Origin of the sequence: Acinetobacter sp. YH12069 (assembly GCF_013419675.1) — a bacterium.
GTDB lineage: Bacteria > Pseudomonadota > Gammaproteobacteria > Pseudomonadales > Moraxellaceae > Acinetobacter > Acinetobacter amyesii.
The window spans coordinates 108170-123705 of the sequence record NZ_VOZS01000005.1 but is presented as its reverse complement, the minus strand read 5'-3'; the positions used below and the strand labels follow the sequence as shown (position 1 = coordinate 123705).

General features: G+C 41.4%; 9 protein-coding genes and 1 pseudogene. 8 read left to right on the top strand and 2 right to left on the bottom strand.

Annotated elements, in window-relative coordinates:
* The first annotated feature begins 62 nt into the window (after window positions 1–62).
* From FTU16_RS04480 to FTU16_RS04470, 3 genes are all read left to right on the top strand, one after another.
* On the top strand, window positions 63–680 hold the full coding sequence (locus FTU16_RS04480; RefSeq protein ID WP_111884441.1) for a rhomboid family intramembrane serine protease: 618 nt from the start codon (window positions 63–65) through the stop codon (window positions 678–680).
* Between the two features lie 246 nt (window positions 681–926).
* Window positions 927–1106, top strand: coding sequence for a hypothetical protein (locus tag FTU16_RS04475; RefSeq protein ID WP_180162785.1), 180 nt, complete (start codon window positions 927–929; stop codon window positions 1104–1106).
* 219 nt (window positions 1107–1325) lie between these two features.
* The gene (locus tag FTU16_RS04470; protein ID WP_180162784.1) at window positions 1326–2876 is read left to right on the top strand and encodes a hypothetical protein; all 1551 of its coding nucleotides are present in this window, start codon (window positions 1326–1328) and stop codon (window positions 2874–2876) included.
* Window positions 2877–3041: 165 nt separating this feature from the next.
* On the opposite strand, the gene FTU16_RS04465 is transcribed toward FTU16_RS04470, so the two are convergent.
* Entirely contained in the window at window positions 3042–4661 is a 1620-nt protein-coding gene (locus FTU16_RS04465) for an inorganic phosphate transporter (protein WP_180007497.1), read from the bottom strand.
* A 478-nt stretch (window positions 4662–5139) separates the two neighbouring features.
* On the opposite strand from FTU16_RS04465, the gene metH reads away from it, so the two are divergent.
* Both metH and FTU16_RS04455 read left to right on the top strand, forming a co-directional pair.
* Window positions 5140–8829, top strand: coding sequence for a methionine synthase (metH, locus tag FTU16_RS04460; protein ID WP_180162783.1), 3690 nt, complete (start codon window positions 5140–5142; stop codon window positions 8827–8829).
* 193 nt (window positions 8830–9022) lie between these two features.
* Window positions 9023–10321 carry a hypothetical protein gene (locus FTU16_RS04455; RefSeq protein WP_180162782.1) on the top strand — a complete coding sequence of 433 codons (1299 nt, stop codon included), beginning with the start codon at window positions 9023–9025 and terminating at the stop codon, window positions 10319–10321.
* Window positions 10322–10443: 122 nt separating this feature from the next.
* On the opposite strand, the pseudogene FTU16_RS16685 reads toward FTU16_RS04455, so the two are convergent.
* Window positions 10444–10812, bottom strand: a pseudogene (locus tag FTU16_RS16685) (endonuclease domain-containing protein).
* Between the two features lie 293 nt (window positions 10813–11105).
* Between FTU16_RS16685 and dhaK the strand changes: the two are divergent.
* The 3 genes from dhaK to FTU16_RS04440 all read left to right on the top strand — a co-directional run bounded on the left by dhaK (window position 11106) and on the right by FTU16_RS04440 (window position 15501).
* Window positions 11106–12836 (top strand): dihydroxyacetone kinase subunit DhaK, encoded by a 1731-nt coding sequence (gene dhaK, locus FTU16_RS04450; RefSeq protein ID WP_180162781.1) that lies wholly within the window; start codon window positions 11106–11108, stop codon window positions 12834–12836.
* Between the two features lie 223 nt (window positions 12837–13059).
* The gene (locus tag FTU16_RS04445) at window positions 13060–13737 is read left to right on the top strand and encodes a DUF421 domain-containing protein (protein WP_180007438.1); all 678 of its coding nucleotides are present in this window, start codon (window positions 13060–13062) and stop codon (window positions 13735–13737) included.
* Between the two features lie 576 nt (window positions 13738–14313).
* Window positions 14314–15501: an ammonium transporter gene (locus FTU16_RS04440; protein WP_180005262.1), complete on the top strand. Its 1188-nt coding sequence runs from the start codon at window positions 14314–14316 to the stop codon at window positions 15499–15501.
* Window positions 15502–15536: the final 35 nt, after the last annotated feature.

The window sequence follows — 15536 nt, the reverse complement described above, 5'->3', positions numbered from 1 at the left end:
ACGCTTTAAGCCGTTTTAATGGCATTATTGAGCATAAATTTTAACAAGTAGAATAGTCATATATGTTGGGTCTACCCTTTAACCACACCGTGACCATTATCCTGATTACGGTGGTGATTTCACTGATTGCATTTTCAAATCAGAAAGTGATGAATCGTTTGTTATTTTGGCCGCCAGCCCTCAGTCGTGGCGAATATGACCGATTTATTAGCCATGGTTTTATTCATGCAGATGGCGCGCACCTATTGTTCAACATGATTACCTTATTTTTCTTTGGTAGCGTGATTGAAAGTTTTTATCGCCAATATTTCTTCGACATGGGCTTTGTATTGTTTTATTTAGGCGGTTTGATCGCTGCGATTATTCCGAGTTATTTAAAACATAAGCATGATACCCATTGGGCAAGTTTAGGGGCTTCTGGGGCAGTATCTGCAGTACTCTTTGCTTATATCTTGTTTGAGCCGTGGAAACTGATTTTTGTATTCTTTATTCCTGTTCCTGCGATTATTTTTGCCGTGCTATATGTTGCTTATAGTATCTGGTCAGGTAAACGTGGCAACAGCAACATTAACCACAGCGCACACCTTTGGGGCGCAGCGTATGGTGTAATCATGACGATTATTCTTGAACCGAAGCTCATTCCACATTTCTTAAGTCAGTTATTAAACGTTCCTTTCTAAAGGATAAGTCTAAAAATCAAACTGATTGAACCTGTAATATGACAGCCTAAACCGTTTCAGTTTAGGCTTTTTTATTGTGCTGCGTTAAATCGAAATGTCCTTTAATTTTTTCTTTAGCCAATTTCACACATTTACAGCACCGCACTTTGAATATCGAGCTATACAATTTCACAGCAGATTGAAACGCTATCTATCCTTGCCCTGATTTAAACTGAAATGACACAGAATAAAAAAGGGAAAATTCCAATGAAAATAGTCCTGATGTTCTCAAGTTTGCTGTTGACCTGCGTGTTGAGTGCTTGTGCCGTTCACACCCGTGAAGGCAGTATCGTGGTCGACCCAGATCGTAATCACTATCCTCATAAGTACCCAGATCGACATGGCGACTTTTGCCCGCCCGGACAGGCTAAAAAAGGCCGTTGTTGATTTGCCGTTGCTGATTTCATGCCCTCTTCTTTTAAGCCTTCAAACCGAAGGCTTTTTCAATTCCGACAATAAAAATTGACGCTGTATATTCTACGAAAGTTCACAAAAGCACATGACAAATCATATAAATCTGGCACTTTATGCCACCCTATTTTTTAATTTGGCATAGATAATGTATACATCTGTATATTAATGACAAAATTAGCTGAGATATTTTGCATGTCTAGTTCAACTGAAGGTCTTCAATTTCCCATTTCGGCTTCAAACCTAAAGCCGAGTACATCTAAAACCGGTCGTGAAATTATCGCTGAAGCCTTAGCTGCAGTTGACCATCAGTCTTCTGTACGTGCGAAACAAGAAAAAAACTGGCGTAAAAAATATCCTGAATATTTTAAAGCCTTGGTTGAACAAGGGATTCAATCATCTGAAGCAGCGATCAACATTGCTGAGCAAGGTTTAAATAAAGCGCATCACGTCTTTGAGTTTTATCGTGATCAAGAAAAGCATACGCTCAAAGATGCAGTAGCTTTGACTGCACATCCGCTGCATACCGTAAAATTAAAAGGTGAAAGTGATGCAGCGCCTGAGTGGTATGTGCCCTATCATGGGCAAAAACTACAAGGTGAGGCTTTACTGGATCAAATTCAAAAATGGCAAGATACTGGCATCATTGAAGCCAGTCATGCAGACGCATTACGTGAAGCCATTGCCCACCCAGAATGGTTCGATTTGTCAGATCGGACAATGGTGCTTTTTGGTGCTGCCTCCGAAGCTGGCCCTCTGACGTGGTTAGCAAAATGGAAAGCCAATATTGTGGCAATTGACCTCAATAATGAACGTGTTTGGGATCGAATCTTAAGCACGGTTCAGGCCGGTAATGCCACTTTATATGCGCCAAGTCTCGACGCTGTGCATGAAGACACACCCATTCAAGAACTAAAACACAAATTGGGTGCCAATTTACTGACACACATTCCTGAAATTGCACAGTGGCTTGCACAAAGTGAACATCAGCTTGATCTGGCTGCAATTGCCTATTTGGATGGTGAAAAGCATGTTCGTGTTGCAATGGCAATGGACAGCATCATGGCCTATGTCAGCCAACAAAAAGCCGACACCAGCTTGATGTTTATGTGTACTCCGACCGATGTCTATGCGGTGCCAGAAGAGATTGTTACGGCAGCGCAAGCCAAATTCCAAAACCGTGCTTCTGCACAAAAACTATTGACACAAAGTATTGCGAAAGTCACAGGTCAGCATTTCTTTAAGCAAAATAATGAGCAAACCACCACAGCAGACAATGGAAAATCCTATGGTATCGCTGACTGTTTGGTGGTGGAACAAGGTCCAAACTACGCACTCGCAAAACGTATCCAACAATGGCGCGCAACTGTCGCACGTCAAAATGGTCAGCGGGTTAGTATCAATATTGCGCCATCCACCACGACCCGCTCAGTGACGAAGAATCCATTATTAAAAGCCGCATTTAATGGTGCGAGTTTATTTGATGTGGAATCCTTCCAACCTGAAACCACCAATGCACTCATGGCTGCATTATGGATTCACGACTTGAGAAATCCTCAATCGGTTGCTAACCCTGAAACAGCGCTAGACCATCCATTAGAACTCATGATGCATGGTGCCAACCATGGTGGCTTATGGCGTGTGGCTTATTTGGCACGTACCGCCTTACCTTTTGCAGCGCTGTATGGTTTTGCTGAAGAGAAATTGCCCGTGAAAAAAGTATTGGGACTGTTTAAAAAAGCGTAACTGCATTGGTTCAAATAAGTGTTGAACTTTTCAAAGCTTCAACTTGTTAGTTTGACTATTCCATTTCAGCTCTCAGCCATCCCATTCAAATCGGTGATGTCTAAGATACAGCCATAAAAAAACGCTGCCGAAGCAGCATTTTTTTATATCTGGAATTTGAGTTGCTTAGAACACTTTCAAGAATAACCAGTACAAGCAACCTGATAGACAGATCGTTGCAGGTAAAGTGAAGACCCAAGCCGATAGAATGGTCTTCACTGTTGTAAAGTTCAGACCCGATTTATTCGCGACCATGGTACCTGCAACCGCAGAGTTAAGTACGTGTGTAGTCGATACAGGCATACCAAAACCATCCGCAGCAGCAATCGTTGACATAGCAACAAGCTCGGCAGACATACCCTGACCATAGGTCATGTGGTTTTTACCAATACGCTCACCTACAGTCACGACAATACGTTTCCAACCCACCATGGTTCCAAGACCCAGTGCTAATGCAACAGCGACTTTCACCCATGTTGGAATGTATTGTAAGAAGGAGTCTAAGTGACTACGATATTCCTTCACAGTCTTTTGTTCAGCTTCTGCCATTGCTGGTAGTTGCTCAGCTTTATCTAGACGTTTAAAAGCAGTGGTACTTAAGTACATATCATTACGAATCGAAGATACTTCTTGTTCAGGAATATCTTTTAAGTCGCCATACTGTGCAACTCGCTCACCTAAATGATCCGTCAAACTTGCCAAAGCTGGCACAACTTCTGGGCTGACTTCTTTAGTTTGAATGTATTTGGTGAGTACATCACGTGCCTTTGCATCAGGAATATCATTATGCTCTGCGTAGATCGCCGTCGCAGTTTGAGCAGATAACTGATGGAAAGATTGAATATGTTGATTATCTAAGTTCTTATTCAGTGAATAAGCCAATGGCACACATCCGATCAAAATCAGCATGATCAGACCCATACCTTTTTGACCATCATTTGAACCGTGCGCAAAACTTACACCTGTACAGGTAAAGATCAAAATTGCACGAATCAGTGGTGGTGGTGGCTTATTGCCTTCTGGTGGCTGAAACAGTTCAAGCTGTTTGCGGAAAATACGCTTCACCAACAAGAAAACGAGAGCCGCAAATGCAAAACCAATCAGTGGAGAGAACAATAACGCCTTACCCACTTTAAGCACCTGCTCCATATCTACACCGCTCGCACCACCGCCTGCATTTAACAGGTAGTTCATGATGCCAACGCCAAGAATAGAACCAATCAAAGTATGCGAACTAGACGCTGGGATGCCTAAGAACCAAGTCCCTAAATTCCACAAAATCGCTGCGATCAACATAGCGAAAACCATGGCAAAACCAGCACCTGAACCGACATTCATAATCAATTCAACAGGTAATAAGGCAATAATGCCGTAAGCGACTGCACCACTGGCAACCATTACACCCAGAAAGTTACAGAAACCTGCCCACATTACCGCAACTGGTGCTGACAAGGCGTTGGTATAAATCACTGTTGCCACTGCGTTTGCAGTGTCATGGAAACCATTTACAAATTCAAAGCCAAGTGCGATGAATAAGGCTGTGCCCAATAAAATCATTGAATAAAGACTTAAAGGCGGAACATGCGCTAAATCGGCAGTCACCTGAAAACCAATATAAATCAACGTTGAAATAATCACCGTTAAAAATACCGGCATAAAGAATTTCGGTGTAGGCACATGAACATTCGTAGACTTTTGAGTAGTCGACGTGTGCGCTGAATCTACGGGAGTTTGTTTAGAATTCATGCAGGCAGGAATAGAGGATTTTAAAATCCCCATATTGTTCAATTTAATTATGACAATTATATGACAAAGCGGTGTCATATAAAGCAATTTTTCATGCTTTATTTGTTTTTTTAAAGTGTTAAAAACCGACTTTTATACTCTACTTTCATAAAGTAAATCAGTTATTTAATCTGCGTATTTAAACTTTATTTTCTTTGAAACCCAATGTTTCAGCTTATATTTCATCTGTCATGTTTTTTGTCATATTGCATAGCCCTGCTGGATGTTTTTTAATCTTGCCTGAGCAATATGACAAATTCATGAAGCTTTCCATACATTTATATGAAATTGGAATATGAAATTATCAAGTTGCAATATTGCTCATTAATTCAACAAGCTAATAATTGCGCGCTGTGAAGATGATTGAATATCAATAAAACTGCAATGAATTCTGTTAATATATTTGCCGATTTTATATTCCATCGGATTGGGGTTATTTATGTCCACGCTTGCCACCCTAAAAGAGCTGCTCGCTCAACGGATTCTGATTATCGACGGTGCAATGGGCACCATGATTCAGCGTCATAAACTCGAAGAAGCTGACTACCGTGGTGAGCGTTTTGCAGATTGGGCATCTGACCTCAAAGGCAATAATGACCTATTGGTGTTGACGCAGCCGCAAATTATCCAAGGCATTCATGAAGCCTACCTCGATGCTGGCGCAGACATTATTGAAACCAACAGCTTTAACGGCACTAAAGTTTCAATGTCTGACTACCACATGGAAGATTTGGTATCAGAGATCAACCGTGAAGCAGCGCGTATTGCTAAAGCCGCTTGTGAAAAATACTCTACGCCTGAAAAACCGCGTTTTGTTGCAGGTGTGCTTGGGCCGACTTCACGCACTTGCTCGATCTCGCCAAATGTAAATGACCCAGCATTCCGTAACATCACTTTTGATGAGCTAAAAGAAAACTATATTCAAGCTGCGCATGCCCTGATTGAAGGCGGTGCGGACATTCTGCTCATTGAAACTGTATTCGATACTTTAAACTGTAAAGCTGCCATCTTTGCAGTGAAAGAAGTGTTTAATCAGCTAGGCTATGAATTGCCATTGATGATTTCAGGCACGATTACCGATGCCTCTGGCCGTACCTTAACCGGTCAAACCGCTGAAGCGTTCTGGAACTCAGTGCGTCATGGCGACTTATTGTCAATCGGTTTTAACTGTGCCCTAGGTGCAGATGCCATGCGTCCGCATGTGAAAACCATTGCAGACGTTGCAGATACTTTTGTTTCAGCGCATCCGAATGCTGGCTTGCCAAATGCCTTTGGCGGTTATGATGAAACCCCTGAACAAACTGCAGCGTTTATTAAAGAATTTGCAGAAAGCGGCCTGATTAACATCACGGGCGGTTGCTGCGGTACAACGCCGGATCATATCCGCGCTATTGCCAATGCCGTAAAAGACATTGCACCACGCCAAGTGCCAGAAACTAAGCCTGCTTGCCGTTTAAGCGGTTTAGAACCGTTCAACATTACAGAAGATTCGCTGTTTGTGAACGTCGGTGAACGTACCAACGTGACAGGTTCTAAAAAGTTCCTGCGTTTAATCCGTGAAGAAAACTTTGCTGAAGCTTTAGATGTTGCGCAGCAGCAAGTTGAAGCAGGCGCGCAAATTATTGACATCAACATGGATGAAGGCATGTTGGATTCAGAAGGCGCAATGGTGCACTTCCTGAATCTTGTAGCATCTGAGCCTGAAATTTCACGTGTGCCGATCATGATTGACTCATCTAAATGGGACATCATTGAAGCAGGTTTGAAATGCGTACAAGGTAAAGCGGTTGTTAACTCGATCTCCCTCAAAGAAGGTTATGACGAGTTTGTGCATAAAGCGCGTTTGTGCCGTCAGTATGGCGCTGCCGTGATTGTCATGGCCTTTGACGAAAATGGTCAGGCCGATACTGCTGCACGTAAAAAAGAAATCTGTAAACGTTCTTATGATGTATTGGTCAATGAAGTGGGCTTCCCTGCTGAAGACATCATTTTTGACCCGAACGTGTTTGCAGTGGCAACAGGTATTGAAGAACACAACAACTATGCTGTGGACTTTATTGAAGCGACAGGCTGGATTAAACAAAACTTGCCGCATGCGATGATTTCAGGCGGTGTGTCTAACGTATCCTTCTCTTTCCGCGGTAACGAACCCGTTCGTGAAGCGATTCACTCCGTGTTCTTGTACCATGCCATTAAACAAGGCATGACCATGGGGATTGTCAACGCTGGTCAAATGGCGATTTATGATGATATTGACGCTGAACTAAAAGCTGCGGTTGAAGATGTGATCTTGAACCAAAACCAAGGTGAAAGTCAGCACGATGCAACTGAAAAACTGCTCGAAGTTGCTGAGAAATACCGCGGTCAAGGCGCAGCGCAAAAACAAGTTGAAAACTTGGAATGGCGTGAACTTCCAGTTGAAAAACGTCTTGAACACGCTTTGGTTAAAGGCATCACCACCTTTATTGATGAAGATACTGAAGAAGCACGCCTGAAAGCTAAACGTCCACTCGATGTGATTGAAGGTCCGCTGATGGACGGCATGAATGTGGTAGGTGATTTGTTCGGTTCAGGCAAAATGTTCCTGCCGCAAGTCGTGAAATCTGCACGTGTCATGAAACAGGCTGTAGCTTGGCTGAATCCGTTCATTGAAGCGGAAAAAACAGCTGGCCAATCTAAGGGTAAAGTCCTGATGGCAACCGTGAAAGGTGACGTACATGACATCGGTAAAAATATCGTGGGCGTGGTGCTGGGCTGTAACGGCTATGACATCATCGACCTTGGCGTGATGGTGCCTTGCGAGAAGATTCTGCAAACTGCGATTGATGAAAAAGTCGACATTATTGGTCTATCAGGTCTGATCACACCGTCTTTAGATGAAATGGTTTTTGTTGCGAAAGAAATGCAGCGCAAAGGCTTTAATATTCCATTGATGATTGGCGGTGCAACCACATCTAAAGCACATACAGCAGTAAAAATTGATCCGCAATATTCAAATGATGCGGTGATTTATGTTGCCGATGCATCTCGTGCGGTGGGTGTAGCAACAACTTTACTTTCTAAAGAAATGAAACCGAAGTTTGTTGCAGAAACCCGTGCTGAATATGAAAAAGTCCGTGAGCGTATTGCCAATAAACAGCCAAAAGCGGCCAAACTGACGTATGCTGAATCTGTAGAAAATGGCTTAAAAATTGACTTTGCTGCCAATGCGCCTGCGAAGCCAAACTTTATTGGTACGCAAACGCTGACCAATTATCCATTGGAAACTTTGGTTGAATACTTTGACTGGACACCGTTCTTCATTTCTTGGAGTTTGGCAGGTAAATTCCCTGCTATCTTAACTGATGAAGTTGTAGGTGAAGCAGCAACTGACTTATATGAACAAGCACAGACCATGCTAAAAGACATCATCGACAACAAACGTTTTGATGCTCGTGCTGTGTTTGGTATTTACCCTGCAAACCGTTCAGCAGCGGATTCGGTTGAAGTGTATAGCGAAGATGGTCAATCGGTTACGCATACCTTCCATCACATTCGTCAACAGTCTGATAAAGTGACAGGTAAACCAAACTTGTCATTAGCGGACTTTATTGCGCCTAAAGGTGTCGCAGAAGACTACTTGGGCGGTTTCACTGTATCGATCTTTGGTGCAGAAGAAATGGCCAATGAGTACAAAGCTAAAGGCGATGACTACTCTGCAATTCTTGCGCAATCTTTAGGTGACCGTTTTGCGGAAGCGTTTGCGGAGCATTTGCATGAGCGCATCCGTAAAGAGTTCTGGGGTAACCAAGCGTCTGAAACCTTAAGCAATGAAGAATTGATTAAAGAGAAGTATGTGGGCATCCGTCCTGCACCGGGCTACCCTGCTTGTCCTGAGCATTCTGAAAAAGCGCCATTGTTTGATTGGTTAGGTTCTACCGATAAAATTGGTACGCAATTGACTTCTAGCTTTGCAATGTGGCCGCCTTCATCTGTCAGCGGTTTCTACTATGCAAACCCTGAAAGCCAATACTTTAACGTGGGTAAAATCGCAGGCGATCAGCTTGAGGATTATGCAAAGCGTAAAGGCTGGACTTTGGATGAAGCGAAGCGTTGGTTAGCACCGAATTTGGATGATTCGGTTCAATAATTTGCATTAATAAAAGCCCTCACAGTGAGGGCTTTTATTTTTTAATCCCCCTAAATCCCCCTTTTTCAAAGGGGGACTTTGTCATGTGATTACATGAATTACGTGACAACTCCTCCCTTTTTTAAAGGGAGGTTAAGAGGGATTTATGCAATAATATTGCATTAAAATTCTAAAAACTTTGTAATAAACACTTATGGACAACAAAACATTCACTGGAAGTGGGCCAACATGGGCTAATGCATGTGTTGGGGATAATGGACAACCTAATTATATAGAATATTCAAAAGGCTATTCTAAAGCGGCTAATCTTCTTTTAAATTACATTTTAAATTCCAAAGGTGAACAAATTGATCATTTGATTTATCCAATCTGTTTTAATATGCGCCATTCTATTGAGCTTAGACTTAAAGGTGCTATTGAAGAAATTAGATTATTAGCTCACATCAAAAAGATTGATTTACCCTGTTTTAATTTGATTACTTCACATGATATTGGGAATATTTGGTCATATTTCAAAATAAATGCAAATTTGCTTGATACCCGTTTTAGAGAGTTAATTGATCGAATTAATGAAACAATATGTGATATAGCAAGTATTGATCCTACAGGACAAACTTTTAGATACCCTAGAAGCAATGATGATCAGACACATTTAGTCGAACAAGGTGTTATCAACTGTTATATTCTCAATACAAGATTCAAAGATTTAGAAGATAATCTAGATGATTTAGTTTATTTGATTGATTCGTTGATAGATGAATACAAACTTGGGACATTCACAAAAAACCTATCACGCCAACAAATATTTGAGTTAACTACACATCTTCCGCCATACGAACAATGGAGTGATAACTCCTTCAAAGCCATTAAAGAGGAACTGACAAAATGTTATAAAATTTCTAATAATGAACTAGCTAAAGCCATAAAGCTTATTAAAGATCATTATGAATTAAGTCATAAAATCGGAATCAAAAAACCTCTTGCTTTTTTGAATGATGTCCAAATTTTAGAACTATGTGACATCTGGATAACTTATTTTTCTCCTGACTTTAAAGAAGTTTATAGTCATAAAGAAACAACTGTAGATAAGGATGAAAAAGATTCAAATTTTATAGATGATTTTTTCCGATGTGGTTCATTGCATAAGAAAGGAATGATACTTTTAGAAAAAGACTTATCAGACAATTATGTTTCGGACTTACAATCTTTATATTACTTATCTATAGATAAACATAAGTACAGTGAGAACTATATTTCTTCATATGAGCTTTTTCAAAAACAAGCTAAATATAAGAACATTAGAGACTCTCTAAGTAATATTTTGTCAAAAGTTATATTCTTAGAAGAGTTAGTAAAAAGCCTGTTTTTCCTTCATCAAATTGATTTAGCCGAAAAAATTATCAAAATTTATAATTTAGAAACAATATTCAATTTTATACCTGAAGCAAGAAACAGACTGTTTTTTAGACATTTTGAATTAATGGGCTATTAAAGCTATTTTCTCTATAATTTTCGTATGTAATCCCTCATAGCCTCCTTTTAAAAAGGGAGGAACTATGCGACTCCATAACCGCAATCAAATTCGTATCAAGTCTCCCTTTGCAAAAGGGGGATTTAGGGGGATTCTTTAGAAAATACTTCCAAACAATACCGATAAATCACTTCCACCACATCATCAATCTGCGCCATTACCTGCCCATTATCAAATCTCAACACCTTTAGCCAAAGCTTCATCTCGCACTCGATCTGCCTCTAATCCTTCAGGCGAAAAGTGCTGACTACCATCGCACTAAAGCCTACATTCAAGCCCTCACCCCAGCCCTCTCCCAAAGGGAGAGGGCGCACCATCTAATTTAATAATCAGGTTAATTCAATAGTGAAAGTTCCCTCTCCTCTCAGGAGAGGGTTAGGGAGAGGTAAATCAGTCATGTTATTGCGTAAATCACCTGCGGCTTGTTTTAAGTTTTTATTGTAGGGTTTCATTTTATTCTTCTATTTTAATATTTTTAATCCCTCCTAACCTCCCTTTAAAAAAGGGAGGGACTATCACGTAATTCATTTAATCACATGAAAAAGTCCCCTTTTGCAAAAGGTGAGAAGCGTAGCTTCGCAAGAAGGGGATTCTATCGAAGAATATATACAACTGAGACGTCAATTTTCCACCACACTCATCGATCAACTGCCCTTTTTTACACTTTTATGTCAGCAAACATTATGTTTTTCGATAATAATAAACTTTTTTACATTCTCCCCTATAAATACAGATTGGTACATCCATGAAAAAACTCATGAACGGTGCAGAAAACATCGTAATTGAAATGTGCAAAGGCTTTGTTCTTGCCCATCCAGAACTCGCATTTAACGAGTCGCACAAAATCATTTCACGCAAAGAAAAGCACAATAACGTGGCACTTATCAGTGGTGGTGGTAGCGGTCACGAACCTGCCCATGCAGGCTTTGTAGGCACAGGCATGTTAGACGCTGCCGTATGTGGTGATGTATTTGCATCTCCATCGCAAATTCAGGTCTATAAAGCCTTACAGCAAGTCGCAACTGACAAAGGCGTGCTGATGATCATCAAAAACTATTCTGGCGATATGATGAATTTCCAGAATGGCGCAGCCCTTGCAACTGAAGACGGCATTAAAGTTGACTATGTAAAAGTGGCAGATGACATTGCGGTTAAAGACAGCCTATATACAGTCGGTCGTCGTGGTGTTGCAGGCACAGTATTTGTACATAAGATTGCAGGCGCAGCAGCATCAAAAGGCTTAGAACTTGCAGACGTAAAAGCGATTGCTCAAAAAGCTGCGGACAACGTCATTAGCCTTGGTTTTGCTTATAGCTCATGTACTGTTCCAGCCAAAGGCACGCCAACGTTTACTTTGGCTGATGACGAAATGGAATATGGCATCGGCATTCACGGTGAACCCGGCATCCGTCGTGAAAAAATCTTGCCATCCAAAAAAATGGCACAGCGCATCGTGGATGACCTGTTCCTTGACCGCCCAGACATGAAAGAAGTTGCAGTCTTGGTCAATGGCTTTGGTAGCACACCGCTGCAAGAGTTGTATGTCTTTAACCATGATGTATGCGAACACCTTGCACGTAAAGGCATCAAAATTTACCGCACATTTGTCGGCAACTATATGACCAGTATCGACATGAATGGTGCATCTGTGTCCTTGCTTGCTGTCGATGATGAATTGAAAACCTACCTCGATGCAGCAGCCAATACCCCTGCATTTAAAATGGATGGTTCAGCAGCACAGCCTTTAACTTTTGTATCCAAAGATGCTTCAGCCGAAGCTGTAGTAAACACCCAAGTTGAAACACAGCCTGAACATGCGGTGATTAGCAATGAGCAATTCACCATCGAAAACATGCGCTATGTGGTGGATGTGATGTCTGCCTGTATCATTAGAAATGAAGTGCCATTCTGTGAGCTGGACGCACATGCTGGTGACGGCGACTTCGGTATGAGCGTGGCGAAAGGCTTTAAGCAATTAAAACGTGAATGGCAAAGTCTGATTCAAGCGCAGCAGATGGATGAATTCATGCTGAACTGCTCAATGATCATTATGGAACATTGTGGTGGCGCGTCTGGCCCAATCTGGGGTTCAGCATTCCGTGCGGCAGCGAAATCAATTCAAGGCAAATCAGTTTTAACTGTCGCTGATTTTGCCGAGATGCTGCAAGCAGCGGTCAAAGGCATTCAAACTACAGGTGAGCGTTCATTTGGACGTGGCGCAGTGGTGGGTGATAAAACCCTGATTGATGCACTTGTACCATGCGCAGATTCTTGGTCTGCCCATACCGATAAATCCTTTAAAGAAAACTTTGTACTTGGTGCAAAAGCGGCGGTTCAAGGCGCTGAAAATACCAAAGAGATCGTAGCGCGTATGGGACGTGCGGGAACTGTAGGCGACCGTAGTCTTGGCTATCCAGATGCTGGCGCACATGGTTTAGGTGTAATCTTTACGGATATTGCAGAACATATTAAATAACTGAGCATCTTTAAAAATTGCCAGACCACATCAAAAGCATCGATTCGTCGGTGCTTTTTTTATGGCTATTTTAAAGCACTTTTTTCATCAAATATCTCATGCATACAATACCGTTAGCATGAAATCCATTTTCAAATAATGCTTAAAAATTAACACAATTGAGCTGCTTTATCGCCTAGCGCTTTGCTAAGTTAAAACATATAACGATAAAAAAGGATGAGACATGGATTTAGCCCAAATATTCATCCATGACACCACATGGACTTTTGCTGCCGAAGTGATTTTGCGTAGCGTCATTATGTTCGTTTTAATCATCGTATTCTTACGCCTAACAGGCAAACGCGGCGTACGTCAGTTATCCATCTTTGAAGTTGCTATCCTCCTTGCTTTGGGTTCTATTGCAGGCGACCCAATGTTTGAAGAGGAGCTCCCCCTCCTGCAAGCTCTCATTGTGATGACAGTGGTGATTGGTTTATACCGCGTAATCACTTGGCTCATGATGAAATACCAACCCTTTGAAGATTTAATTGAAGGCAAAGCCCTCTACATTGTTGAAGATGGTGAATTGGTTTTAGAAAAGATTAAACAAGGTAAAATGTCACATGATGAATTCTTCTCTGAAATGCGTCAGCAAAATGTGGAGCATCTTGGACAAGTTCGAGTTGGTTTATTAGAAAGTGATGGAAAATTTAGTATTTTGTTTTACCCACCTGAACAAGTGCGTTATGGACTGCCACTATTTCCGAAACCCTATAAAGCGGTTCGAGATATCAAAATGCATCATCTCTATGCCTGTACGCATTGCGGTAAAACTATGTATATCCATGGCGCACAAGATGTTTGCCCACGATGTGGATGCTGTGATTGGGCGGAGGCAATCAATACTCAACGTCTCGCTTAAATTAGTATTCTCCTCATCAACCGGAACTAAAAGAGCTCAAAACCGCATTTCCGCTACAACACTCTAATAAAAGCCCTTTGAAATAATTTGTCATGTATTTGCACTACAGAATAACCAACTCAATGAACAAAATGACCCAATGATAGGCAAATTTTAAAGCTGTGTTCTTCTCAACTTTCATTTCATTTGCACAATAATAACCGTTCACCGTAATATCTGCGAGTAAACTCAAATACATGCCCAAATTTCTCGCATTCCGATGAAAATTCAAAAAATATTCAATGCCCTGAATTAATCCCTTTTTGGCGCTATAAAATTAAATAAGTTTCAAACATATTCACTTTTCAGCCTTTTCCATTTAAGAATCATTTAGTTAATTTTCTCTTGTAAATATTGATGCGCATCTTTTTGGTGCACTTTTAAGCTTTAAATGCAAGTCTTTGCTTTATATCGAGTCTTATGTATTTTTAAGTTTTTTTAATCAAAATTTCCCTAGCGCCAATCTCTTTTCCATTTTTTTTCGCTCGATATACTGAAGTTCTTTTCGTGAACTAGCGCACTAAACTGGAACACCTTATGCAAAATATAGATCTCCTCTTTCTCCTTCTTGGTGCAGTATTGGTTCTTGCCATGCATGCTGGCTTTGCATTTTTAGAATTAGGTACAGTACGACATAAAAATCAGGTCAATGCGCTGAGTAAAATTTTGACTGACTTTTCTATTTCCGCAATTGCATACTTTTTTGTGGGTTATTACATCTCTTATGGTCAGCACTTTTTCCATATTGGGGACACTTTAGCAGCCGATCATGGCTACAACTTAATGCGTTGTTTCTTCCTGCTGACTTTTGCCGCAGCCATTCCAGCGATTATTTCAGGTGGTATTGCTGAACGTGCAAAAATGCGGACTCAAGCGATTGCCACATTATTATTGGTCGCTTTGGTCTATCCATTCTTTGAAGGCATGGCGTGGAATGGTAATTTTGGGCTACAAGCATGGTTAGAACGCACATTTGGCGCAGCCTTTCATGACTTTGCAGGTTCGGTCGTGGTACATGCGATGGGCGGTTGGATCGCTTTAGTTGCAGTACTTTTACTTGGCGCACGTCATGGACGCTATAAAAAAGACGGTCGTATCAGTGCGCACCCGCCTTCAAGTATTCCATTCCTTGCCTTGGGCTCTTGGATTTTAATCGTCGGCTGGTTTGGCTTTAACGTGATGAGTGCGCAACGTTTGGATGCCATTTCAGGACTGGTTGCGATTAACTCTCTCATGGCAATGGTGGGCGGTACGCTTGCAGCAAACTTTATGGGTAAAAATGACCCCGGTTTCTTACATAACGGTCCCTTAGCAGGTTTGGTAGCGATCTGTGCAGGCTCAGATGTAGTTCATCCTGTCGGTGCGTTGATTATCGGCGCTATCGCAGGTCTGATCTTTGTCAAACTATTTACATACACTCAAAACAAACTCAAAGTCGATGATGTACTTGGCGTATGGCCACTACATGGTGTCTGTGGTGCTTTCGGTGGTATTGCAGTGGGTGTATTTGGACAAAAATGGTTGGGCGGTTTAGGCGGTATTTCAATGATCTCTCAATGTATCGGTACGCTGCTCGCGATCGTGATTGCATTGGCTGGTGGTTTTATCGTTTATGGTCTACTCAAAGTAACGATGGGCATTCGCCTAGATCAAGAAGAAGAATTCCGTGGTGCAGACTTAAGTATTCACCGTATTTCGGCAAACTCTGAAGAAAACATGTTTTAAACAGCATAATCTAAAGTGGCATTTATGCCGCTTTT